This is a genomic window from Nocardia uniformis NBRC 13702 (genome assembly GCF_001613345.1).
In the GTDB taxonomy this organism is placed as follows: domain Bacteria; phylum Actinomycetota; class Actinomycetes; order Mycobacteriales; family Mycobacteriaceae; genus Nocardia; species Nocardia uniformis.
Genome location: NZ_BDCE01000017.1, coordinates 40581 through 64976, shown reverse-complemented (window position 1 = coordinate 64976; position 24396 = coordinate 40581). Strand labels below are relative to the sequence as shown.

The following is a 24396-nucleotide window of genomic DNA, read 5'->3' as shown; positions in this document are numbered from 1 at the left end:
CACTAGTAGGTGGTGGTTACTACTTGTCGCCCATGAGGTAGCTACGGAGCATCGAGGTCACCTGGGTGATCTGGGTGACGGGGAGGTGTTCGTCGCGTTTGTGGGCGAGGTTGGGGTCGCCGGGGCCGAAATTCACGGCGGGGATGCCGCGGGCGGCGAAGCGGGAGACATCGGTCCAGCCGTATTTGGCGCGGACGCCGCCGCTGCCGTGGGCGTGCACGATGTCGATGAGGCCCTTGGCGGCGGGGGCGGACAGGCCCGGGAGGGCGCCGGGGGCGCCGTCGGTGCGTTCGAAGCCGATCTCCAAGCCGGAGAAGACTTCTCGCACATGGTCGGTGGCCTGGTCGAGGGTGCGATCGGGAGCGAAGCGGAAATTCACATCCACCTCGGCGGCATCCGGCACCACATTGCCCGCCACCCCGCCGGAGACCCGGACCGCGGACAGTCCCTCGCGATAGACGCAACCGTCGATATCGACCTCGCGCGGCTGGTACGCCGCGAGCCGTTCGAGAATGGGAGCGAGGCGGTGAATGGCATTGTCGCCCAACCAGGCTCGTGCGGAATGCGCGCGGGTACCGGAGGTGGTGATCCGGGCGCGCAGCGTGCCCTGGCAGCCCGCTTCGACCCAGCCGCCGGAGGGTTCGCCGAGAATGGCGAGGTCGCCGTCGAGCCACTCCGGCAGTTCCCGCTCGATCCGGCCGAGGCCGTTGAACTCGGCGGCGATCTCCTCGCAGTCGTAGAAGATCAGCGTCATATCGTGCACGGGTTCGGCGACCGTGGCGGCCAGGTGCAGGAATACCGCGTCGCCCCCCTTCATATCCACACTGCCGCAGCCGAACAGCAGCCGCTCCCCGTTCTCGCCCGCGACGAAGCGTCCCGGCACATTGTCGGCAATCGGCACGGTGTCGAGATGTCCGGCGAGAATCACCCGGGTCGGCAGGCCGCGATTGGTGCGGGCCAGCACGGTATTGCCGTGCCGCAGAATCTCGAACCCTTCGGTCTGCTCGCGCAGCGCCCAGGCCACGGTGTCGGCGATGACGGCCTCGTCCTTGGACACACTGGGAATATCCACCAGAGCGGCGGCGAGGTTGATGGGGTCGGCGCGCAGATCGATGGTCACACTGTGCATTCTGCCTGGTGTGTCTGCTGTGCCTTCGGCCGCCGCTCCGCGACGGCAGGTTCGCGGCCCTGCCGTCCGGTGGTCGCAGGCCCACAGGACACAGGCGGGCGGCTGCCTTGCCTGCACTGGCAGAAGACTCCCGATCAGGGTGGGCGTGAATCCGGGCGTCTATCGCCGCCGCGTACCGCGCGGCTTGTCGTCTTGGCCGTCGTCGTCGCCGTTCACCGCGACGTTCCAATTATCGTGCGCCTGCCCCTGCGGGCCGGGCTTCCTCGCCTCATCCACTCTGCACCTCCCTCCACTGCTCGGTTCTATCCTGGAGATGCACGGCGTTGCCGCACGTCGCGGCATTGGCCTCTTCGGTGTCGATCCACCGGGCATAGGTGTTCGCGGTATCTACGGTGTTCACATCGGCTATCCGGATCAGCTCAGCCGGGGCACGGCTACCGAGGAAATGCGTTTCGCTGGGCACGAATACGGCTTCGGCATCGGTGCGCCGGACGCTGTCGATCAACCGCGCGATCCGGTCCGAGGTTCCTGAGCCGAGCACGATGGTTTTGGCGTAGTCGTATCCGAATCTCGCTGCGAGACTTCGGATCCTGAATTCATCCCATTCCAGGCGGATGCCGGACACCTCACGGCAGATGTACCCTACGGCGGTCGGTCGAGGTCTCATGGCGAAGCCTTCGACGGCACGAATTCCCGCAGTGCGGGGTGACTGGTGACGATAGACCGACCACGGTCGGATGCCCGCCACAGCACCGGACTCTGCCGGGTGCCGAGCGTCAATCCGTTGTAGGTCATCTGGTGCAGCGCGGTACGAACCGTCCCGGCCGACAACGCGGTTCGCTCACACAACTGCCGGACGGTCAGCCCCTCCATGCGTGTAGATCCAGCCAGCGCGCCGAGCACCTTGGCTTCGGATTCGGTGAACGCCATCTGATCCCCTTTGCCGTGCGTCGTTGCCGAGAGGTTCGGGTCGCGCCGACTGAACCGGTCCCGAACGCCTGATTCGACGCTAGGTGCACGGTCGGTACCGGCTCCAGAAGTTTTCTCGAGTTTTCTAGGTTAGCCTCGTTCGGGTCCGGAATCGGAAACTGAGCGGGATGATTGGTGAGGCGTGACGACACCCATCACGCGCCGAGTGGGAGGAACGAGAATGAGCAAGAAGTTGCGATTTCTGGGCAGGGGCGGCACCCCCGGCGATACGTGTCCGTCGCTCTATGACGCCGAAGATCATTTCGTCACGCAGGGTTGGCGCACAGACAAACTCGGAACGGTCGAAATCCCGCATCTACTGCTGGGTTTCGCCGATCACGATACGTTCATCGGTTCACCGCTCACTGATACCGGGCGGGGTACCTTCCTGGTGAGTGGCGACCCTGTTACTGATCCAGAAGTGCTGGCGCAGATGGAGATTGAACCGAACGAGGCGGCCGTGACGGTACCGAAGCGGGAAAGGGAGTTCTACGGTGCAGCTTCTTGACAGCGGCGCACACACACGGCTGATCGGTGCCAGCAAGCGTGAAGCGTTCCATCTCGAATTGCGGGATAGCTACGACTCTCCCGGGGAGAACGAAGCCTTCCGCAACTGGCTCGAAGGTGGCTCCGAGGATAATTACGGCTGGTTCCAAGGCTGGTTGAGCACGGTTCGGGGCCTGACCGGGCGTGGAGCGGTAATGCGCCGCGTCCGGGTCGTGACGGTTCCGCATACCGATTACATCCAGTGGGAGCTGGAGCTAGCGCGGCTCAACGCAGCGGCTGGTGAGCAGATCGGATACGTGCCCCGACATCTCGTTGACGCGAATCGACTCACCACATTCGATTGGTGGCTACTCGACGACGAAACGGTCACCGTCACAGTGTTCAAACCTTCCGGTCAGATCGCGGGCTCGGTCGCCACGTCGGATCAACGGATCGTTGCCTACTGTCAGGAGGTTCGAGACTACGTGTGGTCGGCGGCCGTGCCGTATGCCGACTACGTAGCTCTCCAGACACGGTGACCAGCGCAGTACACGAACAGCGACAGGCTCTCGGGCTACGGCTCCGGGAGCTTCGTCGTGATGCCGGTCTGACCGGCCGGGCGCTGGCCAGACTGGCGAACTGGCCCGAATCGAAGATCAGCAAGCTCGAGTACGGCAGGCAGACACCCACTGAGGGCGATCTCCGATCCTGGTGTGATCACACGAACAGCGATGATCGACTGCCTGATCTGATTGCGACGCTGAGGAATATCGAATCCGCGTACATGGAGTGGCGCAGAGCGCTCGGTCTCGGCACCCGGCGCAAGCAGAAGGCGGTGAGCCGGATCGAACGCGCCGCGTCCCAATTGCGTTCGTATCAACCCGTTGTCATCCCCGGACTGCTGCAAACGCCCGCGTACGTCGAGGAAGTGCTAGGTCGGATGATTCGGTTCTACCGAATCCCAGATGACCTGGACGAAGGCGTAGCCGCTCGGATCGAACGTCAGCACATCCTTCACCGAGGTAGCCGCAAGTTCTCGTTCGTCATCGCGGAGCAGGCTCTACAGACCACGGTCGGAGATGATTCGGTGATGGTGGGGCAGCTGGAACATTTGCTAACAGTGATGTCCCTGCCGCGTGTGGCGCTCGGGATCGTGCCGGAGCGGGCCGCTCTCGACGGTCCGTCTATCAACGGTTTCGTCATGTACGACAACCGGCTCGTGCTGGTAGAGACCGTGAGCGCTGAGCTGTCCATCAACCAATCAGGTGAAATCGCGCTGTACGGTAGGTTGTTCGCCCAACTGGCTGGGCAGGCTGCTTACGGTGACGCAGCGCGCAGGTTGATCAGGGCCGAGCTGGACAGGCGTCGATAGAAGCCCGCCGAAAAGCGATATAGCGCCCGGTCGGTTCGGTGAGCGGTGTCTTCGACTTGTGGATTCCGGCCAAAACCATGGCGGGCTGCCGCGCGCCGAGGCGATGAGGCGGCCCACCGCCGAACCGGTCGGCTGCCCAGCAAGTCCAGCACAGCGCTAGGTACAGTCGAGGTCATGTGTGCGCCGTTGCCGACATTGTGCGGAAAGCCGGTGGCGACGGATCGGGCGCTGGTGATGGCGATTGTGAACCGGACGCCGGATTCCTTCTATGACAAGGGTGCGCACTTCACCGACGAGGCCGCCATGGCCGCGGTTGCCCAGGCGGTGCGCGAGGGTGCCGATCTCGTCGATATCGGTGGTGTGAAGGCCGGGCCGGGGGTCGAGGTGGACGCCGCCGAGGAGGCGCGTCGGGTGGTGCCGTTTGTGGCGGCCATTCGGGAGCGATACCCGGACCTGTTGATCAGTGTGGATACCTGGCGGGCCGGGGTGGCGCGGGCGGCCGTGGCCGTGGGCGCGGACCTGATCAATGACACCTGGGCGGGGGCCGACCCGGATCTGGTGGGGGTCGCGGCCGAACTGGGTGTGGGGATTGTGTGCAGTCACACCGGTGGCGCGATTCCGCGTACCCGTCCGCATCGGGTGCGCTACGACGATGTGGTGGCCGAGGTCACCGAAACCGTGGTGCGGGCCGCCGAGGCGGCCGCCGCCGCCGGAGTGGGAAAAGATTCGATTCTCATCGATCCCACGCACGATTTCGGCAAAAACACCTATCACGGGCTGGAATTGTTGCGGGCATTGGACGATCTCGTAAACACCGGCTGGCCGGTCTTGATGGCGCTGAGCAATAAGGATTTCATCGGAGAGACTCTCGGTGTCGGCCTATCCGAACGATTGGAGGGCACATTGGCAGCAACGGCTTGGTCCGCCGCCGCGGGCGCCCGTGTTTTCCGGGTGCACGAGGTCGGCGCGACCCGACAGGTCGTCGATATGATCGCCGCCATCCAGGGTCTCCGCCCGCCCGCCCGCACCCTGCGAGGTCTCGTATGACGGACTGGGAATACACCCACAGTTTCGACCACCCCGAGTGGACGGTCGAAGAACTCATTGCCGCGAAGAAGGACCGCACCGTCTCCGTGGTCCTGCCCGCACTGAACGAACAGGACACCGTCGCCGACGTGGTCGCCAGTATTCGCCCCCTGCTGGGCACGCTGGTGGACGAACTGGTGGTGCTGGACTCCGGCTCCACCGATGCCACCGTCGAACGCGCTCGCGCCGCCGGAGCCCGGGTCTGCACCCGCGAACAGGCCGTACCCGAACTCGAACCCGTTCCGGGCAAGGGCGAGGTGCTGTGGCGATCCCTCGCGGTCACCACCGGCGACCTGATCGCGTTTGTGGACTCCGATCTCATCGATCCGGATCCCATGTTCGTGCCGAACCTGCTCGGACCGCTGCTCACGGTGGACGATATGCGGCTGGTGAAGGCCTTCTACCGACGCCCGCTGCGCCATGACACCGGTATCGACGAGCACGGTGGCGGGCGGGTCACCGAACTGGTGGCGCGGCCGCTGCTGGCGGCACTGCGGCCGGAACTGTCGAAGGTGTTGCAGCCCTTGGGTGGTGAGTACGCGGGAACGCGGGAACTGCTCACCTCGGTGCCGTTCGCACCGGGCTACGGCGTCGAAATCGGGCTGCTGCTCGATACTTTCGATCGATACGGGATCGACGCCATCGGACAGGTGAATCTCGGGGTTCGCACGCACCGTAACCGGCCGCTGTCGGATCTCGGCGTAATGAGCCGCCAGATTCTCGGAACGGTGCTGGGGCGCAGCGGGATCCTCGACTCCGGTGCGGGGCTGACCCAATTCCCGCTCATCGGAGGCGAATTCACGGCTCTGACCACGGAGGTCTCGCTGGCGGACCGGCCGCCGATGCGGGACCTGCGGCCCGCCTGGGCTGCGGCCTGACAACGGCCCTCGTCACCTCGGCGGGGTAGCGCGCCCGCGTCATCCTGGCGTGTTTTGGCCGGGATCCATACTCCAGCAGTGTGGATTCCGGCTAAAAGCGTGCCGGAATGACGGCTCGCCGAGGAATGACGGGCTCCCTACTGGATGCGCGGCCTCGCTACGGATTGCGCGGGCTCGCGTGCGGCATGGCGGGCTCGCTACGGGATGCGCGGCCTCGCTACGGAATGCGCGGGCTCGCGTGCCGCATGGCGGCTCGCTATGGCGATGGTCAGGGCCGGCGCTCAACGGTCGTGCCGGTAGATCGGCGTGAGCAGGTCCGCTTCGATGGGTTCGCCGGTGGATCGGTCGTAGCGCACGCCCACGACCGCTGAGAACGGATGTGTGCCCGCGCGTTCGTGCAATGTCGCCAGCCGGGTCGCCAGCAGTCGGATAGCGCCCAGGGAGGCGGGCGGATGCAGGCCGTCGATCACCAGCACCGTGCCGCGCGCGTCCGGGCGCGGAAGTCTTGCGAGATAGGCGATGTCATACGGTTCGGTGCCTCCCGGTCTGTAGACGCGCCGGGCGGCGCGGTCCTCGATTCCGCGACGGACCCGCCCGGCCCGGGCCACCGTGCGGCGCAGGCGGGGATCGGCGGCCACCAGGTAGCGCAGGCTCGGTGAGAGCTCCGGGCCGCCCAGCACGATCAGGCCGTCGCGGTCGAGGTTCAGGGGACGGCCGGGCAGGAAGCGCTCGATGGTGGCGGTGAAGCCGAGTTCGCGCATGAGCTCCAGCAGCCGGTTCGGCGCAGCCGGATCCGGCGCACCCACCAGGGCGATGGAGCGCGTGGAACTGCGCACATCCGGAGTGATGATGGTGAGCGGGCCGTGGCCGAAGAACAGGCCCTCGGGTACCGGTCCCTGTGTGCTCACCTGATGGATGCGAGCGCGTGAAAGTCCTGCCGCTGTACCGATTCTCGCGAAAGTCCAGCCCTCGGCGTGGAGTTCGCGGATCACGGCGCGGCGAATTCGGGTGAGTTCGTTGATGGTCTGCTGGGCGGCCGCCACACCCTCGGTGGCCGCCTTGAGGCGTTCGACCTTGTCCTCTATCGCGAACACCCGTGCCACCTCATCGGCCGACATGTCCGAAGTCTAGATACCTGAACAGGTCTTGGCGTCTAGACCGGTTAACCTTGGCCGAAACTAAGTAGCGTCGGGATCGACGGGCGGACGTTCGTTGCGCTCCAGTGGTTTCTGCGGTTCCGGCATGGAATACCCACTGTTCGCGCTGTTCCCGGCGGTGAGCGGCTTATCGAACTTTCCGGTCAGAAATGAATCATCGCCGTCGAGAAGGTGTTTGGTCACCATGGCGCGCGGATTCATACCGCGTAGTTCGTTCAGCTGTTCCAGTGGTTTACGGAGTTCGTCGAACTCCGGTCCCATTTCCTGTTTCAGCTGAGCCGTCGCCCCGGTCGCGTAATCGCGCACCTGCCTCAGGGTGCGGCCGGTCCAGCGCATGGCCTCGGGTAGTCGCTCCGGGCCGAGAATGACGAGTGCCGCGACGAGCAGGATCATCATCTCGCCCCAGCCGATATTGCTGAACACGGATCCAATCTACCGGTGTGTGGCGCTCCCGGCCCGGTGTGGGGCCGCGAAAAACCCCACACCGGCATCCTTACGGCTAATCCGACTCGAGAGTGACCGGTACGTCCACCTCGCGGCCGTCCCGGATCAATCGCACATTCACCGTCTGACCGATCTCATGGGACTGCACGGCGACCGTCAGTTCCTCGGGGCCGGTGACCTCACGGTCGCCGACCTTCACGATGACGTCGCCTTCCACAATGCCCGCCTTGGCGGCCGGGCTGTTCGCCTGCACATCGGCCACGGCCGCGCCGCTCATCACGTCATTGGCGACAATCTTGGTCTTGGCGCTCACGCCGAGGCGCGGATGATGCACCTCGCCGTTCTGGATCAACCCCTCGGAGATGCGCTTGACCTGATTCACCGGAATGGCGAAACCGAGGCCCACCGAACCGCCGCTCTCGGACTTGATGGCGGTATTGATACCGACCAACCGGCCCTGCATATCCACCAGCGCGCCACCGGAGTTGCCGTGGTTGATGGCGGCATCGGTCTGCACGGCATCGAGGGTCGCATTGGTATCGGTGCCCTCACCGCCGACCTTCACCGGCCGATTCAGCGCCGAGACAATGCCGGAGGTGACGGTCTTCTCCAGGCCCAGCGGCGAACCGATGGCCAGTACGTCGTCGCCGACTTTCACATCCTGGGAATCGCCGAGCTGGATGACCGAGAGATTCTTCACATCGACCTTGAGTACGGCCAGATCGGATTTCACATCGCGGCCGACGATCTCGGCCGGTACACGGGTGTTATCGGAGAACACCACCTGCAAATTGGCCTTGCCGCTCTTGTCATTGGCGGCCAGTGAGATCACGTGATTATTGGTGACGATGTAGCCCTCGCCGCTGATCACCACACCGGACCCAGAGGAACCGGAATCGCCGACCCAGGCCCGCACCGTGACCATGGCGGGCATTACGGCGTCCACCACCGTGCCGATCTGACCGGTGGGGACCTCATCACCGCCCGCCGATTGCAGGGTCACCTTGCGCGAGGTGAGCGATGACGTGGATTGACCCGCGAACAGACCGACCACACCGCCGAGCAGACCCGCCACCAGGCCGATGGCCACCGCCACCGCGGCCAGGTTGGCCAGTGCCCTCGGCTGCACCCGGCCGCCGAACAGCACGTCGCGGGCCGTCAGCTCCGCGCCCGGCTCCAGCGCCCGCGGCCGTGGTACGGCGATGGCGGGGGAGCCCAGCCGGGCCGCCGAATCCGGGTCGCGCCACGGATCGGCGGGCGGGGCGGACGGTGTGGAATCGGTGATGGCATCGGGATCGCGCTGCAGCACTTCGTTGGAACCGGCGGGCCGGGCGAAGGCCTCGGCCAGCACACCCTCGGGCGGCCGGTTCTGCAATTCGGGCTCACCCGCCGTCGGCGTGGTCGACGCGCCGGTGGGGCGCGGACCGAAGGATCCGGGCAGCCCGTTCGGGCGGCGGAAAGCGCGCGCGGTGTGCTTGTCGATATGCGGCCGGTAGACGGGCCGTGGCCCGAGGACCGGAGCGTCCGACGGCCTCAGGTTCCCCCTGTTGGCCGCCGAATCGGAAGTCTGTGTGTACTCATCCCCGGAACTTGATGCCGCCCCGGTGTTCTTCGATTCGGAGGTCACGCGATGAACTCTACTTGCGCCACCAAGCTGTCCACCTTCTGCTGTCGAACGAATCTTGGCGCATTCCGAAGGAACTCGCGCCCGGCGCCATCATCCCGCGGTCCGCGGGCGCGCCGTGTGCGGGATGTTTATGGTCCGTCGCACCGGGCAGCTCCGAGATGGGAATTCGGCTCAGAGTGTCGTGCAGCCGCAGCGGTGCGGTGATCTGACCGGACTGCCGCAGCGCGATTCGCGCCTGCTCCTGGGAATTCACCTCGGCCATGCACTCGGTGCAGACGGAAAGATGATGGGCGGCGCGCAGATAGGCGTTCATCCGCAGCTCACCGTCCACATACGCGGCAATGGCCTCGGTGGCCAAGTGCTCGGTGGGCGCGAATCGAGGCGGACGCATGCTGTCCTCGCCACTCATACGGTGTACACCCTTCTCCGGCGACCTCGGCTGCGTCGGGAACTACCCGCCAGCCGTCGAATTGCTCGAACGATACGGCGACGGGGTTACCCGACTTTCTCGGCGTCGAAACGCCGTTCCACACCATTATGCTCGAGGTATTCGCGCAGTGCCTGGCGTCCACGGTGGATCCGGCTGCGCACGGTGCCCAATTTGACGCCGAGCGTCGCGCCGATCTCCTCGTAGGACAGACCCTCGATATCACAGAGCACCACCGCGGCGCGAAACTCCGGAGCCAGTGAGGCCAGGGCGGCCTGCAGGTCGGGGTCCAGATTGGCGTCGTGGTAGAGCTGCTCCGGGCCGGGACCTTCGGACGGCACCCGGTCGTAGTCCTCCGGCAGCGCCTCCATGCGGATGCGATTGCGGCGACGGACCATATCGAGGAACAGATTGGTGGTGATTCGGTGCAACCAACCTTCGAAGGTGCCCGCCTGGTAGTTCGACAGCGAGCGGAAAACTCGAATGAAGGTTTCCTGGGTGAGATCCTCGGCGTCCTGCGGATCGCCGGTCAGGCGATACGCGAGACGGTAGACGCGGTCGGCGTGTTCACGCACCAGTTCATCCCAGGTGGGCAACTTGGCGCGATCGCCGGTCGCATCGAAGGCAGCGGTTCCGGACAACGCGGTTCCGGATAACACCGCGTTGTCGGCGAGAGCCGCGTCGAAGTCACTGTCCAGCGGGGTTTCGCTGTTCAGCGGCTGAATCTGCTCGGGCAGGGAAGCGTGTTCACGCGCCGCATCGACCATGTGGATGGGATTACCTCCTACTCGGGACCGTGAACGTCGGTGCCGGGTACAACCGAAAGGTTGGCTCTAGTTGTTCCCGACCCCGGACCGCGGTCGCTGGCCTGGCGTCGATGATTACTTTCGCTGGTCCCGATGTGGGATCAGTATGCGCAGGCTGAGGGACACCTGAGAAAATTCGCCACACCGGTCGGCCACCGGCACGCGATAGGACGTTCGCGCCATTAGCCTCATATCCGTGAGCCAGACTCCCGCGGCATCGAACCTGCAGCGCAACCTCGCGTACGTGGAGGAATCCGTCGCCGAGGACGAGATCCTCGTCGCGGCCCGAGAACGGTCCGTCGAATTGGGCGCATCGCCGGTACCGCCCTCGGTAGGTGCGCTGCTCAGCATGTACGCGCAGTTGCTGGGGGCCAAGGCCGTCGTCGAGGTCGGCACCGGTGCGGGTATCAGCGGCCTGTGGCTGCTCGACGGTATGCACTCCGATGGCACCCTCACCACCATCGATTCCGAACCCGAACATCAGCGGGCGGCGCGGGAAGCCTTCCGGGCCGCCGAAATCGCGCCTGCCCGAACGCGTCTCATCAACGGCCGGGCGCTGGATGTGCTGCCGCGACTCGCTGATGGCGCATACGACCTGGTGTTCATCGACGCGGCGCCGCTGGAGCATCCGCAGTATGTGGAGCAGGGCGTTCGGCTGCTACGCGAGGGCGGGGCGATTCTGCTGTACAACGCCCTGCTCGGTGGGCGGGTGCCGGATCCGGCGCAGCGTGATCCGGCGACGCAGGCGGTGCGGGCGGCCACCCGGGCCATCGCCGAGGATCCGCAACTGACCAGTGTGCTGATTCCGGTCGGTGACGGGCTGCTCTGCGCGTCAAGGGGATAGATCCGCGCACCACGGGTATTGCTCGCGTAATGCCGAGCTGAACGAAGAGGTGCGGATTATGGCTATTCCCGACCGTGTGGTGGGCGAGATCTTCGCAGCGGGGGCGTGGGTGCGCCGCAACCGCGTATTCCATCCGACCGGGATGTCGTTGACGGGTGCGCTGTACGCCGTCGACGGTGGATACAAGCAATTGCTCGGAAGTGCGGATCGGCCTGTGCTGGCGCGGGTTTCGAAGGGAATCGGGCTGCCCGCAGGGGTCCCCGATGTACTCGGATTGGCGGTACGGGTACTCGACCGGCGCAACCGGCCGTGGGATCTGGCACTGGCCACCACCGGCACCGGACCGTGGAGCCGATTCCTGCTCCAACCCGCGCAGGGCTGGGAGAGTGCGCGGTACGGCAGTCTGATGGCCTACCGGTTCGAGGGCGGACCGGCGGAGTGGATATTCGCCGAACCCGATGCGGGGCAGCCGGAAACACCGTCCTTGGCGGCACTGTCCGCGTATCTGAAGGGGCATCGGATCGGCTTCATCCTGCAGGCACGTACGCGCGGCGGGGCTACGCGCACCCTGGCCGAGATCACCATTGCCGAACCGGAGATCGGTGAACAGGCCGCTCCCGGATTCTTCGACCCGGTGCGCAATCTGCCGCCGGAGGTGGAGTTGCTGCCGCGCCCGGTGGCGGCGGTCCGGGAATGGGCCTATGCGGGTAGCCGTCGCGGACGTGGGGAGCCCGACGCGGTGGCCGAGCGGGGCATCGCGGCCTTCCAGGGGATGACCGAGGAACCCTGAGTCGGCTGGTGCGGGGACGATTCGCACCACCGCTGCGGCGTGATCGGAATAGCGTGCGCCCCAATTGATCTCGCGCTGGCGGTGCGCGCGAACCCGCGTGAACCGACCACCGACCCTGGTTTCCCGAGCTCAGCGGTGGTACACGGGGAGTGGGGAATCTATGTAGATGAGGAGGTGCGGCAATGGCAATGTACGGAGGACTGGTACTCGGAGCACATCTGCCGTCGGGTTGGCTGTGGCCCGCGTTGATCCTGTTCGGAGGCGTGGTTTTCGTGGCGCTCGCGGTGCTGCTGCTGGTCAGTGGGGCACGGTTCGAGGATCAGCAGGGCGGCTACTCGCCGACACCGTCACCGGGTTCGTGCGCCCCGTTCTGTACCGAACCCGTGCACGCGCCCGTCCCGCAACGCTGAATCGACCTCGAGAGGATTATCGGGCGGCTGTAGCGGCTACTCCATTCTCGAGATCGACGGATGGGGTTGTCATGGTCGCGCGGATACCGGGCGTGGTGGGGTTGTACTTCCGGGAAGGCGAAATATGGCGGCGCATTGCGGAATTCCGACTCACCGCCGACGGGCGCGCCACCTTCCGGGCGGTCGATCCGGTCGAGGGCCTGGTCGCGCGGGTCTGGTACCACCAGGGTGTCGACATTCTCGGTGAGGGGCGCACGGTGCTGCCCGCCGACGGTGTGGCCTTTCTACGGGCGCTATTGCAGCCCTTCGGATTCCGGGACTACGAATTCCGGGACGACAGTGTGCGATCGACCAACGGCAGAGAGCCGCGCGGTGGTCGCGGACGGCGCGGCGGAAAGGCGGTGAGCCGCCCGCTGACCGGCCATGCGCGCGCCGGAAACCTCGATGGCGCAGCCGAATCCGACTGCGCCGAGTGCACCGGGGACGAGCACAGCGCCCGGCACACGGGTGCCAGGCCCGCCGCGTGGCGCGTATTCGACACCGACACAGCGCGTTTCTAGTACCGCCCCGTCGTATCGGCGTGCGGCCCCGTCATTCCGGCGTGCTGCTCCGTCATTCCGGCATGCTTTTGGCCGGAATCCATCGCGTCAGCTCCTGTATCGCAGAGTGTGGATCCCGGCCAAAAGCACGCCGGGATGACGGGGTGCGTGGTGGTGGGTCGCGTCGGGGTGGTGGTGGGCGTGGTGAGGGGTCGCGCCGGGATGACGGGTTTCGCCTCAGCTCTACAGGCTGTTGGCGAGTAGCGCGTACTGGGCCGAGGCCTTCAGCTGCGCCTCCCTTTCGGAATCGGCGTTCACCAGGCCCACATAGCGTTTGTAGACCACATAGCAGCGGTACGCGTTGTCGGCGTCGCCCGCGCGGTTGAGGCGCGCGCATTTGGTGCCGGGCACATTCTCCGGGGCCGGACTGCTCACCCAGCGCTCGCCGAGGGCGTCGATCAGGCCGTTGACCAGCTTCGCCCCGCCGTCGGCATCGCGAACGCGGAAGAGGAAATTGTCGTCGCCCGTAGACATGGCGTCCATACCGACCTCGTCGATCAACTGCTGTCGCTTGGCCTGATCGGCGGCGACGAGCACCAGGGAATTGGGGCCGTAGACCGCGAAGGTATCCGGATCCGGGGTGCGATTATCGCGATCGTCGACCAGGGTGCGGGCGAGCAGGCCATCCGGATCGACCGGCAGCTCATCCAGTTTGTCGGCGGGTGTGGGCTGGAAGGCATCCACCACCGGCACCTCGGCGTCCAGGGTCTTCTTCGCCCAGCTCACCAGATCCTTCTCATCGGCCCTGGGGCGTGAGGCGAATACCGAGATAACGAATTCCTTGCGTGGCATGGTCATTCCGATACTCGGCACGCCGGGCCGCCAGTGCGCGAAGGCATCCGGATATTCGGCGATGGTCAGCTTCTTGTTCTGATCGAGAGCCACATTGAAATCGGCGTCCTCGAGCTCGCGGGCGGCGAGCTTGGCGGCATCGGCATCGGGGAAGCGCAGCAGGCGCACGGTGATCGCGGTGCTGGCCGGATCGGTGGTATTGCCCTTATCGGGCAGATCGGAGCCACTGGCGGCGTAACCGGTAATGAATCCGCGATTCTCCAGCACCGGCCGGGACGCACCCGACAGATTGCTGACACTCACCACGGTCCTGGGGTCGGGTAGCACGATGCCACCGCGGCCGATGGACAGTGAGGGGTCGATCTCCGACGTCGGCACCACCGCCTCGGCCATTCGGAAGCCCTCCAGCAGTGCACCATCGCCGTCGGCCCGCTGGTCGTAGCTGTGGCGATCGATCGGGTACGCACCGGTATTCAGGGCGCGGACGTCGATCTCGCCCGGCAGCGCGGTGCCGTTCACCCCACATCCGGCCACAAGTGCGGTCAGGCTCAGACTGGCGGCTACCGTTGCCACGCGTACGGCGCGTCTCATGATGCTCCCTCCCGCGCCCCGTCCGGCGCGAATGTCGTTACACCCAGATGCCTTTGCCGACCGTCACTACACCGCCATTGCTCACCGCGAAGCGGTCACGGTCACGATCCAGGTCCACGCCGATGATCTCGCCCTCGGTGACCACCACGTTCTTATCCAGGATGGCGTGTCGCACCACCGCACCGCGCCCGATTCGCACACCTGGCATGAGCACACTGCCCTCCACCGTCGCGCCGTCGGAGACCATCACATTGGAGAACAGCACCGAATTGCGCACCGTGGCCGCCGACAGAATGCTGCCCGCGCCGACAATCGACTCCTGCGCCAGCCCGCCGCGGCCGAATTTGGCCGGCGGCAGGTTCTCGGCCGCACCGCGAATCGGCCAGTGCCTGTTGTAGAGATCGAAGACCGGGTCCACCGACACCAGATCCATATGCGCGTCGTAGAAGGCGTCCAGGGTGCCGACATCACGCCAGTAACCGCGGCTGCGCTCGGTCGCACCGGGCACATCGTTGCGGGCGAAGTCGTAGACGGCGGCCTGTCCGGCGCGCACCAGGCCGGGAATGATGTCGCCGCCCATATCGTGATCGGAATCGGTGTCGTCGGCATCCGCGCGGATGGCGTCGACCAGCACCTTGGTGGTGAAGACGTAATTGCCCATGGAGGCGAAGGTGGAGTTCGGATCGTCCGGGGTGCCCGGCGGATGGACCGGCTTCTCCAGGAACTGGGTGATCCGGCCGGCCTCGTCGGAATCGATACAGCCGAAGGCGCTGGCCGTACTGCGCGGCACCCGGATGCCCGCGACCGTCACACCCGCACCGGAATCGATGTGGTGCGACACCATCTGCTCCGGATCCATCCGGTACACGTGGTCCGCGCCGAACACCACGATGTATTCGGGATCCTCGTCGTAGATCAGGTTCAGCGACTGCATGATGGCGTCGGCGCTGCCGGTGTACCAGCGCGGGCCCAGTCGTTGCTGCGCGGGTACCGGGGTGATGTACTCGCCGCCGAATCCGGATAGTCGCCAGGTTTGCGAGATATGCCGGTCCAGTGAATGCGATTTGTACTGGGTGAGCACACAGATCCGCAGATATCCGGCGTTCACCAGATTCGACAGCACGAAATCGATGAGCCGATAGGCCCCGCCGAACGGCACCGCGGGCTTGGCGCGGTCCTTGGTGAGCGGAAAGAGTCGCTTGCCCTCGCCACCGGCGAGCACGATCCCGAGTACGTGCGGCTGGCTCCTCACCATCCCCAACCTACCGGCTCTCCGTTACCAGGCCAGTCTGGTTGGTCAGAGGTCGGGTGAACGTTTAGGTTGAACGAGTGGAATACGGCGCGGAGGCCGGGCGCGAACTACGGCTCGCCATGATGACCCGCGAATACCCGCCGGAGGTCTATGGCGGGGCGGGCGTGCATGTCACACAGTTGGTGCCGCGACTGCGGGAGCTGTGCGAGGTGACCGTGCACTGCATGGGGGTCGCCCGCACCGAGGCCATCGTGCATCAGCCCGATCCCATGCTCTACGCGGCCAACTCGGCGGTGCAGATGATGTCGGCGCAGCTGCGCATGGCGGATGCGGCGAGCGGGGCGGACGTCGTGCACTCCCATACCTGGTACACCGGGCTGGCCGGGCACCTGGCGGCCGAACTCTACGGGATTCCGCATGTGCTGACGGCGCATTCGCTGGAACCGCGGCGGCCGTGGAAGGCCGAGCAATTGGGCGGCGGGTACCGGCTGTCGTCGTGGTCGGAGCGCAATGCCATGGCCTATGCCGACGCCGTCATCGCGGTGAGTTCCGGCATGCGGGCCGATGTGCTGGACGCCTATCCGGAGCTGAACCCGGATCGAGTGCATGTGGTGCACAACGGAATCGACGCGCAGGTGTGGCATCCCGGCGGCCCGCGTGACGGGGTGCGCGATGTACTGGCCGAATTGGGTGTGCATCGGGACCGGCCGATTGTGGCGTTCGTCGGGCGGATCACCCATCAGAAGGGCGTCGCGCATCTGCTGGCCGCGGCGCGGCACCTGGATCCGTCGATTCAACTGGTGCTGTGCGCCGGGGCCGCCGATACACCGCGGCTGGAGGCCGAGGTGGCGACGGCGGTTTCGGAGCTGAGCCGTCGGCGCGGGAGTGTGTTCTGGGTGCGGGAAATGCTGCCCACCGAGATGGTGCGGCAGATTCTTTCCGCCGCAACAGTTTTCGTATGCCCGTCGGTGTACGAGCCGCTGGGCATCGTGAATCTGGAGGCCATGGCCTGCGGGACCGCCGTGGTTGCCTCCGATGTGGGCGGTATTCCGGAGGTGGTCGCCGAGGGGGTGACCGGGCGACTGGTGCACTACGACGCCGACGACACCACCGCCTACGAAGCGTCCCTCGCCGATGCGATCAATGCCGTGGCGGGCGATCCGGTCACCGCCGAAGCCATGGGTGTGGCCGGAAGGGCCCGAGCCATAGCCGAATTCGACTGGAACCAGATCGCCGCGCGCACGGTGCGGATCTACGATCAGGTGCGCAAGAACTAGGTTGCTACGCTCGCCGCAGCGCGAAGATGCGCAGATCGCGGTCGGTGCGGTCCTTGTAGGCGGTGTAGGCCTGCGTGGTCTCCTCGAAGCGAGCGAAAACCTCCGCCTGCTTCGCCGGATCCTCGACGCGCGCGGCTGTCACCGCAATCCGCTGTCCGGCGATGGTTACCGTGGCCTCCGGTGCGGCCAGTAGGTTGCCCGTCCACGCCGGATGGGTCGCCTGCCCGAAATTACTGCCGATCACGTACAGCACATCGCCGTCGTGCACGTACAGCAGCGGTGTGGTGCGTGGCTGCCCCGACTTGCGTCCGGTGGTGGTCAACAGGATCACCGGCGCACCGATCGGCCCCAGCACCGTGTACTTACCCGCCGTACGCTCCAGCAGCCGACGATCCAGCGGTGTGAGCTTCCGGATTACCGTCGACCCCAATGTCGTCGCCGCGAACGAACTCGCCGTCCGCCGCAGCAGACCGGTCTGCGGACCCCACCGTCTATCCGGGAACTGAGCACTCATGCCGCGCAACGCTACCGACATTGGCGGCAGAGTCGTACATCGGCTGTCGGGGCATGATTTCGTCGGGACACTGGGATGAGATCAGGCCGCTACCGGCGGCACACCGAACCGCAAAGCGGTGCCATTGCTGATTCCCCATGTCCCGCCGACGGTGGTGGCCGCGAGTCGCCCGATCAGCGGTTGGAAACTCGACCGCGAGCGTCTCGCGGCGGCGGTACGGCACTATGCCCCGCACGTCGCGATCGTCGACGTGGGGTGAGCGCTAGCCTCGCGGGCGGTATATCGCGACGGTCACCGACGCGGTCACCACGACAGTCGGCGGCAGGGCGGCGATTCGGGGAGTGAGTTGGGCGTCAGCGTGGAAAGCCGATGGTCCCATCCCTACGACATTCGCGATGTCGTTGTGTGACAGCGACATCGAGAACTCGACCAGTTCGCGCTCGACCAATTCGAAGCGGTCGGCGAGTGAGTCGGCGAGCCGTCGCGCCTTGGTCGCGTCGACCCGGACCATATCCAGGGGCTCGATGAGTTCGCCGAGATGCCGCTCGGTCGGGGTGACGATGATGAAGCGGCCGTCGGGTGCGAGTACCCGGGCCACCTCGTCGGCATTGCGGGGCGCGAAGACCGAGAACACGGTGTCGAGGACGCCGTCGCGAATCGGTAGGCCGGTCCACGCGTCGGCCAGTACCGAACCGGCCCGCACATGTGCTCGCGCGGCGCGGCGCGCGGCCGGTTTGGCGACGTCGAGCGCGATTCCGCGTCCTTCGGGGACGGCGTCGAGGACAGCGGCCAGGTAGTAGCCGGTTCCGGCTCCGATTTCCAGCACAGCGGGGCCGGTGCGGTGACTCGCGAGGTTGTGCCCGGCCGGTGCGCCGGGCGCGAGGTCAGCCCGCGCACTGGGCAGCAGCGTCGATGCGAGCCGTGTCGCCGACGTGGTCGTCAGGGTGGAACCGGAGGCCGCCGCACTCGCCAAAGCCGCCGCGATCGGTGCGAAATGGCCCGCCGACTGGAAGGCCGCGCGGGCGTCGAGCATGGCCGGGGTGTCGCCGGTCATTTTGGTGGACGCACCGGTGAGCAAACTGACGTAGCCCTGTTTGGCCAGGTCGAAGCTGTGCCCACGGGAACAGCGCAGCGTACGGTCCCGGCCGGTGAGGTCCTGGCCGCATTCCGGGCAGGCGAGTAGGTCGGCGGTCGCGAAGAGGCGCTCGGCCGGGCCCGGGCTGGCTGCGACGGGACCGGTGAGCGCCGTATCTCGTGTGGTGCCGGTGAGCCGAGCTACCGGTTCAATGGCGCTCACCGGCAGGTCGGGCTGCTAGCTCGTGACACTCTTGAGTTCGTCACCCAGTGCCGCAGCTTCGTCCGGCGTGAGTTCGACGACCAGACGCCCGCCACCCTCGAGTGGAACCCGCATGACGATTCCACGCCCTTCCTTGGTTGCTTCGAGGGGACCGTCCCCGGTGCGGGGCTTCATGGCCGCCATCCTCTGCTCCCTCCAGATCTGCGCGGTCTGCTGCGCACTTTCATGGATCTCCAGTTGTCGCCAACCAGGCGGCCCACGCGTATGTGGCGGGCCGCACCGCACCCATTCTTCCCTATCGCGGTTCGGGTCGGGTACCTGAGTTCCAAAAACCGACCGCCGGGGCTTTCGCGGGTGCTATGGAAGGACCCAGCAATCGGTCACATGATCATCGACCATTCCGGTTGCCTGCATGAGTGCGTACGCCGTTGTGGGGCCTACGAAACGGAACCCGCGCCGCTTCAGTTCTTTTGCGAGAGCGGTGGATTCGGGTGTGATGGCGGGCACATCGGCCAAGGTTGCGGGACGTCTGCGCGGCGGGGGTGCGAAGGACCACAGCAGTTCGTCGAGGCCGATATCGAGTTCGCGGGCAACCCGCGCATTGGTGATGCAAGCCTCGATTTTCGCCCGATTGCGAACTATGCCCTGATTGTCCAGCAATCGCTCCACCCGACCGTCCCCGAATTCCGCCACTCGCTCGATGACGAACCCCTCGAACGCCTCCCGGAAGGCGGGCCGCTTCCGCAGAATCGTGATCCACGACAGCCCCGACTGGAACGCCTCGAGACACATCCGCTCGAACAGGGCGTCATCCCCGTGCACCGGGCGACCCCATTCCCGGTCGTGATAGTCCCGGTACAGCTGCGAGGACACCGACCAGCCACATCGAACCCGACCGTCATCGGGCAGGTCGATCGCGGTCACCGCTCGTCCGACTCCGGCTGCGCCCCGGACGACGGGGTGGAGACGTCTGGGACGACGCCCGGTGTGGCCGGTGCGGGGATCTCGCCTCCGGACGCATCCGTCGCGGCGGGGGCGGTCTGCCCCTGGGGCGCGGCCGCGGCGGGCTGTGTGGTCGGCGTCGCGGGAACGTCCTGGCCGAGTGTGGTGGCGGTCGCGGGCGTCGAGCCGTATGCGAACCATTCGGCCGGGACTCCCTGCCCGGCGGGTGCCGCACCGGCCGCGGGCGGTGCCGCCCGCACCGACGATTCGGCCGGGCTGCCGGAGTTGGTGCCGGGTGGATACGCCTGTGCGGCCACGGGGATGGCCTGGCCGCTCGATGCCGGGTGCTGCGGTGGGACGGCCGAGTTGGCGGCGGCCGCGGGAACGGCCTGGCCGGACCATGCGTAGCCGGTCGCCCCGGCGGGCACGTACGGCGTGGGGTGGTGGCTGCCGGTGCCATTGGCGTACTCGCCGTGCGGGGTCGCGGTGGCGGCGCGCGCGGCGACGCCATTGCCGTGGGTCGCGGTAATGGTGACGCCGGCCTGGGACAGCTGCCGTTCGAGCTCGTCGATCCGGGCGGCCAGGCGGGCGAGGGCCCAGTCGACCTCACCGGCCTTGTACCCGCGCAGGACCTGTTGGAAGCGCAGCGAACGCACGTCACCGCCGCTGATGCCCTCTATCGGCAGCACGGTGGCGGTGGTGCCCTCGGGCAGCGGTCCCAGCTCCTCCGAGCGGCCGAATACCGCGCTGGCGATCAAGAACAGCAGTGCGGCCACCAGACCGACGATCAGCACGTACAGAAGCAGCGTGAGCATGGGTTCGAGCTTAGGGGCCGAGCGACGACCGGGCCGCCGTCGCCCCGGCGGAATGCTTGCCCGCCTCTCCGCGTATTCAGCGCACGACTTGGGATGCACCCACAATTGCGTCGGCGCCCGGCGGTCGGGTGCCGCTACCTGTTCTGGCGTACCCCACGAGTTACCCCGATTCTCGCGAAATCAGTTGTCTCGTTTGCAGATCAAACGCACCCTGATCGTTGACATACACCCGATGATGCCAGGGCCGAGGTTGTCGGCAGCGTGAATTACAGGTGGCGGGTGGTGTCGATATTCAGTGACATGCCCGCGAGGCCGCGGCGGCGGACGGCGAGCTTTTCGGAGATCTCCAGTAGGGCCTTGGCCGAGGAGCTTTCCGGATCGCTCAGCACGATGGGGGTACCTTCGTCGCCGGATTCGCGCAGCTTCTGCTCGAGCGGGATCTGGCCCAGCAGCGGTACATTCGCGCCGATGGCGCGGGTGAGGTTCTCCGCCACGGTCTGGCCGCCGCCGGAGCCGTAGAGCTCCATGCGGGAGCCGTCGGGCAGGTCCAGCCAGGACATGTTCTCGATAACACCGGCGATGCGCTGCCGGGTTTGCAGGGCGATGGAACCGGCGCGCTCGGCCACCTCGGCGGCGGCGAGCTGGGGGGTGGTGACCACCAGGATCTCGGCATTGGGGATGAGCTGCGCGAGGGAGATGGCCACATCGCCGGTACCGGGCGGCAGGTCCAGCAGCAGTACATCCAGGTCGCCCCAGAACACGTCGGCGAGGAACTGCTGCAGTGCGCGGTGCAGCATCGGGCCGCGCCACACCACGGGGGTATTGCCCTTGGTGAACATGGAGATCGAGATGACCTTCACATCGTGCGCCTGCGGCGGCATGATCATCCGCTCGACCTGGGTGGGCCGCTGGTCGGTGCCCAGCATGCGCGGCACCGAGTGGCCGTAGATATCGGCGTCGAGGACGCCGACGGACAGTCCGCGCGCGGCCATGGCGGCCGCGAGATTCACGGTGACACTGGACTTTCCGACGCCGCCTTTACCGGAGGCGACCGCGTACACGCGGGTCAGCGAACCGGGCTGCGCGAACGGGATGACCGGTTCGGCATTGTCGCCGCGCAGCTTCTTGCGCAGTTCGGTGCGCTGTTCGTCGTCCATGACGTCCAGGGTCACGTCGATCGCGCCGACGCCGGGGACATCGTTGACGGCCTTCGTCACGCGCTCGGTGATCGCACCCTTCATCGGGCAGGCCGATGTCGTCAGGTAGATCACGACCTGGACACTGCCGTCGTCGCCGACCTCGACGCTCTTCACCATGCCGAGTTCGGTGATCGGCTTCCGGATCTCCGGGTCGTTCACCTTCGCGAGCGCGCCCCGCACATCCGATTCCGTTACCACTGGCATGTGGTCGAGTCTAGGAGGTACTAGATGCGGGGCAGCTGGGCGGGCTGCGGTGCGACGCCGTTGCGGTAGGCAACCTCCCAGGCCATGACGTTCGCGACGTAGGCCATGGAGTTGTTGTAGCGCAGGATCGCGCGGGTCTCCTGGGCCGGATCGCGCATATCGAGTCCGCCCGAGCACAGGTACTTACCCGCGGTGAGGGTGGCGTCGAAGAGGTTCTGCGGATCGGCGATCCCGTCGCCATTGCCGTCGGCGGCGTAGCGCTTCCAGGTCTCCGGCAGGAACTGCATGGGTCCGACGGCGCGGTCGTAGCCCTGGATGCCGTCGAGTTCGCCGCCGTCGGAATCGTGAATCACGTTGTTGCCGTACAGGCTTCCATTGAGCACCGGGCCGTAGACCGGGCTGAGCGGATTGCCGTTGTCATCGGCCTTACCGCCGAAGACGTGGGTGGACTCCACCCGGCCGATACCGGCGAGCATGGCCCACGACATTCCGCAGACCGGATTCTCCGCTGCCAGAACGCGTTCCGCGTTCCGGTAGGCGATCTCCGCGATACCGGGCATACCCAGCGTCCCGGCCGGGGCGGACGCGATCGCGCGACCCTCCGGCTGAGGGACCGTGCGCACCTGCGGCGGTGGCGGTGGGGCGGCCTGCTTTGCCTCACGCAGTGTTTCCGGGGCGGCGACCGGTGCGGCGGCCGCCTCCGGTCTGGGTAGGTGATCTTCGGCTGCTGCTTCCGAAAAGCGTTGCTGGACAGCTGATGTCATCTTATCGGCCAGGCTGCCGTCGGCTGCTCCGGCAACTGTGGCGAGTCCCGCGGGTACGAGACCGGTGAGTGCGATAACAGACTGCCGACGGAGATTGATGGTCGGCGGTTTGCGGTGACGTCCCACGGTGCGGTGGCCCTCCATTGCTTTGCGGGGTGTGCCCCTCGGTGCTGCAATGGCATCGACGTTACCGTATTCGAGACCTGTTTGTTACTCCTTCGTGATCCTTTTTTCGGTTTCCCCTCAGGGGGCCGGGGCAGGCGCGGGCGGAGGCAAGGGAATCGTGATGCCGAACGGCAGCGTAATCGCCGGTGCCGGTGGTGCTTCCGGGGCGGGCGCGGGGGCCGGCTCGGGTGCGGCTGGTTCGGCCGGAGCGGGTTCCGTTGGCCGCACCGGGCTCTGGGGCTGGTCGGGCTGCGGAGCCGGGGCCTGTGCCGCTTCCGGCTCGGTGCAGGTGTCGGCCGGCTGCTGCACCGGCTGGCCGTCCGGACCGAACTGCTGGTTGGTCTGCTCCGGCTCGACCGCTTCCTCCGGTTTGCCTGCCTCGGCCGGATTGGGCATGGGAGCCGGAACCGCCGGCTGCTCACAGGGATTCACCGGTGCCACGGGCGCCGGGCAGAAAATGCCACACGGAATCGGTGGCAGACCCGGGATGGTGATCATGACCTCGGTGGGCGTCTGCGGCGCGACCGTGGTGGTAGGCGGCGCTTCCTCGGTGGTGGTGCTCGGCGCGATCGTGCTGTTGGCCAATGACATATCCGGTGCGGTCGCCGTCGGCAGCGAACCCGCCGGGACGAGATCGGACAGGTTCACCTGGGTGGGTGCGCCACCGGTCTTGTAGGCGTGCGCCCAGCTGAGCACATTGGCCGCGTAGGACATGGAGTTGTTGTAGCGCAGTACCGCGCGCAGCTGCTGTTGCTGATCGCGCAGGTCCATACCGCCCGAGCACAGGTACTTTCCGGCCGCCAGCGCGGCGTCGAAGACATTGTGCGGATCGGAGACGCCGTCGCCATTGCCGTCGGCGGCGTAGAGCGACCAGGTGCCCGGGAGGAACTGCATTGGGCCCAGCGCCCGGACATAACCGCCGTCGGCGGCTTTGATGATCTCGTTACCCGGCAGGGTCCCGTCGAGTGCGGGACCGAAGATCGGGGTGCTGGTGGTGCCCGCGGCATCGGTGCGGCCGCCACTGGCGTGCAGTGATTCGACGCGTCCGATACCGGCGAGGAGATTCCAGGACACGCCACAGCCCGGCATCGACGATTCCAGGGCCAGTTCGGCATTGCGGTACGCGGCGAGCACGACCTCCGGAATGCCGAGCGCTCCGGTGCCGCCGGGCAGGGCGATGTCCTGCAGCGGCACGGTCCCGGAGAAGATGCCGTCGGTGGGCGGGGCCATGGCGCGCAGCTTGCGAGGCGCTTCGGGGGCCGCGGGGATCAGGCCGACGAGGTTTTCCGCGGCGGGCTCGGCGGCGGTCGCCACGGACGCGTTGTCGACGGCCCGGGCGGCCAGCATGGCATCGGGAGCCTGCGGCGCGGCGGTGTGGGCGGTGGTATTGGTGGCGGATCCGGCGGTGACCAACCCCGCCACAATGAGCGCCGATGCTGTTACCGGAGCTGATATACGTTTCTGCACCACACGAATCCCCTCAACAGTTGGTGAGCGACCGGTACTGCGGTGATACCTCACTCAGTGGAAGGTGTCTGGGTCGGTCGCTCGGAACAACGT

General features: G+C 66.5%; 28 protein-coding genes and 2 pseudogenes. 12 read left to right on the top strand and 18 right to left on the bottom strand.

Going from position 1 to position 24396, the window contains the following annotated elements; all coding sequences use genetic code 11:
- Positions 1 to 19: 19 nt before the first annotated feature.
- The 3 genes from dapE to NU1_RS04555 form a co-directional block, all read right to left on the bottom strand.
- Positions 20 to 1120 (bottom strand): succinyl-diaminopimelate desuccinylase, encoded by a 1101-nt coding sequence (gene dapE / locus NU1_RS04565; RefSeq protein WP_371859764.1) that lies wholly within the window; start codon positions 1118 to 1120, stop codon positions 20 to 22.
- Positions 1121 to 1397: 277 nt separating this feature from the next.
- Positions 1398 to 1796, bottom strand: a complete 399-nt coding sequence (locus NU1_RS04560; protein ID WP_174565933.1) for a hypothetical protein — start codon at positions 1794 to 1796, stop codon at positions 1398 to 1400.
- A complete protein-coding gene (locus NU1_RS04555; RefSeq protein WP_067517693.1) occupies positions 1793 to 2059 on the bottom strand; it encodes a MarR family transcriptional regulator in 267 nt (88 codons plus the stop codon). The genes NU1_RS04560 and NU1_RS04555 overlap by 4 nt, the downstream gene beginning before the upstream one ends.
- 220 nt (positions 2060 to 2279) lie before the next feature.
- On the opposite strand from NU1_RS04555, the gene NU1_RS04550 reads away from it, so the two are divergent.
- From NU1_RS04550 to NU1_RS04530, 6 genes and pseudogenes are all read left to right on the top strand, one after another.
- Positions 2280 to 2606: a hypothetical protein gene (locus tag NU1_RS04550; protein ID WP_067517691.1), complete on the top strand. Its 327-nt coding sequence runs from the start codon at positions 2280 to 2282 to the stop codon at positions 2604 to 2606.
- Complete coding sequence (locus NU1_RS04545; protein WP_067517689.1) at positions 2593 to 3123, top strand: DUF6879 family protein; 531 nt, start codon at positions 2593 to 2595, stop codon at positions 3121 to 3123. The genes NU1_RS04550 and NU1_RS04545 overlap by 14 nt, the downstream gene beginning before the upstream one ends.
- Positions 3072 to 3308: pseudogene (locus NU1_RS42990) on the top strand (helix-turn-helix domain-containing protein); the annotation flags it as partial. The gene NU1_RS04545 and the pseudogene NU1_RS42990, both read left to right, overlap by 52 nt.
- A 111-nt stretch (positions 3309 to 3419) precedes the next feature.
- A complete protein-coding gene (locus NU1_RS42985) occupies positions 3420 to 3956 on the top strand; it encodes a DUF5753 domain-containing protein (protein WP_245719951.1) in 537 nt (178 codons plus the stop codon).
- Positions 3957 to 4130: 174 nt separating this feature from the next.
- The gene (folP, locus tag NU1_RS04535; RefSeq protein WP_067517686.1) at positions 4131 to 5003 is read left to right on the top strand and encodes a dihydropteroate synthase; all 873 of its coding nucleotides are present in this window, start codon (positions 4131 to 4133) and stop codon (positions 5001 to 5003) included.
- A complete protein-coding gene (locus NU1_RS04530) occupies positions 5000 to 5920 on the top strand; it encodes a glucosyl-3-phosphoglycerate synthase (protein WP_067517684.1) in 921 nt (306 codons plus the stop codon). The genes folP and NU1_RS04530 overlap by 4 nt, the downstream gene beginning before the upstream one ends.
- A gap of 281 nt (positions 5921 to 6201) precedes the next feature.
- Here NU1_RS04530 and NU1_RS04525 read toward each other — a convergent pair whose 3' ends face one another.
- The 5 genes from NU1_RS04525 to sigE form a co-directional block, all read right to left on the bottom strand.
- Positions 6202 to 7038, bottom strand: coding sequence for a hypothetical protein (locus NU1_RS04525; protein WP_067517682.1), 837 nt, complete (start codon positions 7036 to 7038; stop codon positions 6202 to 6204).
- Positions 7039 to 7098: 60 nt separating this feature from the next.
- On the bottom strand, positions 7099 to 7500 hold the full coding sequence (gene tatB / locus NU1_RS04520; protein WP_067517680.1) for a Sec-independent protein translocase protein TatB: 402 nt from the start codon (positions 7498 to 7500) through the stop codon (positions 7099 to 7101).
- Positions 7501 to 7576: 76 nt separating this feature from the next.
- Positions 7577 to 9148 carry a trypsin-like peptidase domain-containing protein gene (locus NU1_RS04515; protein ID WP_067517679.1) on the bottom strand — a complete coding sequence of 524 codons (1572 nt, stop codon included), beginning with the start codon at positions 9146 to 9148 and terminating at the stop codon, positions 7577 to 7579.
- 10 nt (positions 9149 to 9158) lie between these two features.
- Positions 9159 to 9557 carry a hypothetical protein gene (locus NU1_RS04510; RefSeq protein WP_067517677.1) on the bottom strand — a complete coding sequence of 133 codons (399 nt, stop codon included), beginning with the start codon at positions 9555 to 9557 and terminating at the stop codon, positions 9159 to 9161.
- An 86-nt stretch (positions 9558 to 9643) separates the two neighbouring features.
- Positions 9644 to 10342: an RNA polymerase sigma factor SigE gene (gene sigE, locus NU1_RS04505; protein ID WP_084520977.1), complete on the bottom strand. Its 699-nt coding sequence runs from the start codon at positions 10340 to 10342 to the stop codon at positions 9644 to 9646.
- 235 nt (positions 10343 to 10577) lie between these two features.
- On the opposite strand from sigE, the gene NU1_RS04500 reads away from it, so the two are divergent.
- The 4 genes from NU1_RS04500 (at position 10578) to NU1_RS04485 (ending at position 12985) form a co-directional block, all read left to right on the top strand.
- Complete coding sequence (locus NU1_RS04500) at positions 10578 to 11225, top strand: O-methyltransferase (RefSeq protein ID WP_067517675.1); 648 nt, start codon at positions 10578 to 10580, stop codon at positions 11223 to 11225.
- Positions 11226 to 11283: 58 nt separating this feature from the next.
- Positions 11284 to 12015, top strand: a complete 732-nt coding sequence (locus NU1_RS04495) for a hypothetical protein (RefSeq protein WP_067517673.1) — start codon at positions 11284 to 11286, stop codon at positions 12013 to 12015.
- A 182-nt stretch (positions 12016 to 12197) separates the two neighbouring features.
- Positions 12198 to 12425 (top strand): hypothetical protein, encoded by a 228-nt coding sequence (locus NU1_RS04490; RefSeq protein ID WP_245719943.1) that lies wholly within the window; start codon positions 12198 to 12200, stop codon positions 12423 to 12425.
- A 71-nt stretch (positions 12426 to 12496) separates the two neighbouring features.
- Entirely contained in the window at positions 12497 to 12985 is a 489-nt protein-coding gene (locus NU1_RS04485; RefSeq protein ID WP_067517669.1) for a hypothetical protein, read from the top strand.
- 222 nt (positions 12986 to 13207) lie between these two features.
- Here NU1_RS04485 and NU1_RS04480 read toward each other — a convergent pair whose 3' ends face one another.
- On the bottom strand, positions 13208 to 14407 hold the full coding sequence (locus NU1_RS04480; protein ID WP_067517667.1) for a DUF7373 family lipoprotein: 1200 nt from the start codon (positions 14405 to 14407) through the stop codon (positions 13208 to 13210).
- A gap of 37 nt (positions 14408 to 14444) precedes the next feature.
- Positions 14445 to 15659 (bottom strand): glucose-1-phosphate adenylyltransferase, encoded by a 1215-nt coding sequence (glgC, locus tag NU1_RS04475; RefSeq protein ID WP_067517795.1) that lies wholly within the window; start codon positions 15657 to 15659, stop codon positions 14445 to 14447.
- A 119-nt stretch (positions 15660 to 15778) separates the two neighbouring features.
- On the opposite strand from glgC, the gene glgA reads away from it, so the two are divergent.
- A complete protein-coding gene (glgA, locus tag NU1_RS04470) occupies positions 15779 to 16936 on the top strand; it encodes a glycogen synthase (protein WP_067517793.1) in 1158 nt (385 codons plus the stop codon).
- A gap of 4 nt (positions 16937 to 16940) precedes the next feature.
- On the opposite strand, the gene NU1_RS04465 is transcribed toward glgA, so the two are convergent.
- Complete coding sequence (locus tag NU1_RS04465; protein ID WP_067517791.1) at positions 16941 to 17450, bottom strand: nitroreductase family deazaflavin-dependent oxidoreductase; 510 nt, start codon at positions 17448 to 17450, stop codon at positions 16941 to 16943.
- 118 nt (positions 17451 to 17568) lie between these two features.
- Here NU1_RS04465 and NU1_RS41125 point away from each other — a divergent pair, with 118 nt between their 5' ends.
- The gene (locus NU1_RS41125; protein ID WP_157551983.1) at positions 17569 to 17709 is read left to right on the top strand and encodes a hypothetical protein; all 141 of its coding nucleotides are present in this window, start codon (positions 17569 to 17571) and stop codon (positions 17707 to 17709) included.
- 3 nt (positions 17710 to 17712) lie between these two features.
- Here the strand turns inward: NU1_RS41125 and NU1_RS04460 are convergent, their stop codons facing one another.
- The 7 genes and pseudogenes from NU1_RS04460 to NU1_RS04435 form a co-directional block, all read right to left on the bottom strand.
- Positions 17713 to 18747 (bottom strand): putative RNA methyltransferase, encoded by a 1035-nt coding sequence (locus tag NU1_RS04460; protein WP_371859763.1) that lies wholly within the window; start codon positions 18745 to 18747, stop codon positions 17713 to 17715.
- Between the two features lie 15 nt (positions 18748 to 18762).
- Positions 18763 to 18930 carry a DUF3117 domain-containing protein gene (locus NU1_RS40000; RefSeq protein WP_011211259.1) on the bottom strand — a complete coding sequence of 56 codons (168 nt, stop codon included), beginning with the start codon at positions 18928 to 18930 and terminating at the stop codon, positions 18763 to 18765.
- 174 nt (positions 18931 to 19104) lie between these two features.
- Positions 19105 to 19671 carry a DNA-3-methyladenine glycosylase I gene (locus NU1_RS04455; RefSeq protein ID WP_067517665.1) on the bottom strand — a complete coding sequence of 189 codons (567 nt, stop codon included), beginning with the start codon at positions 19669 to 19671 and terminating at the stop codon, positions 19105 to 19107.
- Positions 19672 to 20234: 563 nt separating this feature from the next.
- Positions 20235 to 20504 (bottom strand): annotated as a pseudogene (locus NU1_RS04450) (DivIVA domain-containing protein); the annotation flags it as partial.
- Between the two features lie 266 nt (positions 20505 to 20770).
- The gene (locus NU1_RS04445) at positions 20771 to 21907 is read right to left on the bottom strand and encodes an Mrp/NBP35 family ATP-binding protein (protein WP_067517663.1); all 1137 of its coding nucleotides are present in this window, start codon (positions 21905 to 21907) and stop codon (positions 20771 to 20773) included.
- Between the two features lie 20 nt (positions 21908 to 21927).
- Complete coding sequence (locus tag NU1_RS04440) at positions 21928 to 22797, bottom strand: lytic transglycosylase domain-containing protein (protein ID WP_067517788.1); 870 nt, start codon at positions 22795 to 22797, stop codon at positions 21928 to 21930.
- 117 nt (positions 22798 to 22914) lie between these two features.
- Complete coding sequence (locus NU1_RS04435) at positions 22915 to 24306, bottom strand: lytic transglycosylase domain-containing protein (RefSeq protein WP_245719942.1); 1392 nt, start codon at positions 24304 to 24306, stop codon at positions 22915 to 22917.
- Between the last annotated feature and the right edge of the window lie 90 nt (positions 24307 to 24396).

Bases quoted from the DNA above. Each gene is read 5' to 3' on its own strand.
- NU1_RS04510 (WP_067517677.1), bottom strand. From the start codon at position 9,557: ATGAGTGGCGAGGACAGCATGCGTCCGCCTCGATTCGCGCCCACCGAG.
- NU1_RS04465 (WP_067517791.1), bottom strand. From the start codon at position 17,450: ATGAGTGCTCAGTTCCCGGATAGACGGTGGGGTCCGCAGACCGGTCTG.
- NU1_RS04490 (WP_245719943.1), top strand. From the start codon at position 12,198: ATGGCAATGTACGGAGGACTGGTACTCGGAGCACATCTGCCGTCGGGT.
- NU1_RS04530 (WP_067517684.1), top strand. From the start codon at position 5,000: ATGACGGACTGGGAATACACCCACAGTTTCGACCACCCCGAGTGGACG.
- NU1_RS04445 (WP_067517663.1), bottom strand. From the start codon at position 21,907: ATGCCAGTGGTAACGGAATCGGATGTGCGGGGCGCGCTCGCGAAGGTG.
- sigE (WP_084520977.1), bottom strand. From the start codon at position 10,342: ATGGTCGATGCGGCGCGTGAACACGCTTCCCTGCCCGAGCAGATTCAG.
- NU1_RS40000 (WP_011211259.1), bottom strand. From the start codon at position 18,930: ATGGCGGCCATGAAGCCCCGCACCGGGGACGGTCCCCTCGAAGCAACC.
- NU1_RS04550 (WP_067517691.1), top strand. From the start codon at position 2,280: ATGAGCAAGAAGTTGCGATTTCTGGGCAGGGGCGGCACCCCCGGCGAT.
- NU1_RS04555 (WP_067517693.1), bottom strand. From the start codon at position 2,059: ATGGCGTTCACCGAATCCGAAGCCAAGGTGCTCGGCGCGCTGGCTGGA.
- NU1_RS04485 (WP_067517669.1), top strand. From the start codon at position 12,497: ATGGTCGCGCGGATACCGGGCGTGGTGGGGTTGTACTTCCGGGAAGGC.
- NU1_RS04480 (WP_067517667.1), bottom strand. From the start codon at position 14,407: ATGAGACGCGCCGTACGCGTGGCAACGGTAGCCGCCAGTCTGAGCCTG.
- NU1_RS04525 (WP_067517682.1), bottom strand. From the start codon at position 7,038: ATGTCGGCCGATGAGGTGGCACGGGTGTTCGCGATAGAGGACAAGGTC.
- NU1_RS04560 (WP_174565933.1), bottom strand. From the start codon at position 1,796: ATGAGACCTCGACCGACCGCCGTAGGGTACATCTGCCGTGAGGTGTCC.
- glgA (WP_067517793.1), top strand. From the start codon at position 15,779: ATGATGACCCGCGAATACCCGCCGGAGGTCTATGGCGGGGCGGGCGTG.
- folP (WP_067517686.1), top strand. From the start codon at position 4,131: ATGTGTGCGCCGTTGCCGACATTGTGCGGAAAGCCGGTGGCGACGGAT.
- NU1_RS04495 (WP_067517673.1), top strand. From the start codon at position 11,284: ATGGCTATTCCCGACCGTGTGGTGGGCGAGATCTTCGCAGCGGGGGCG.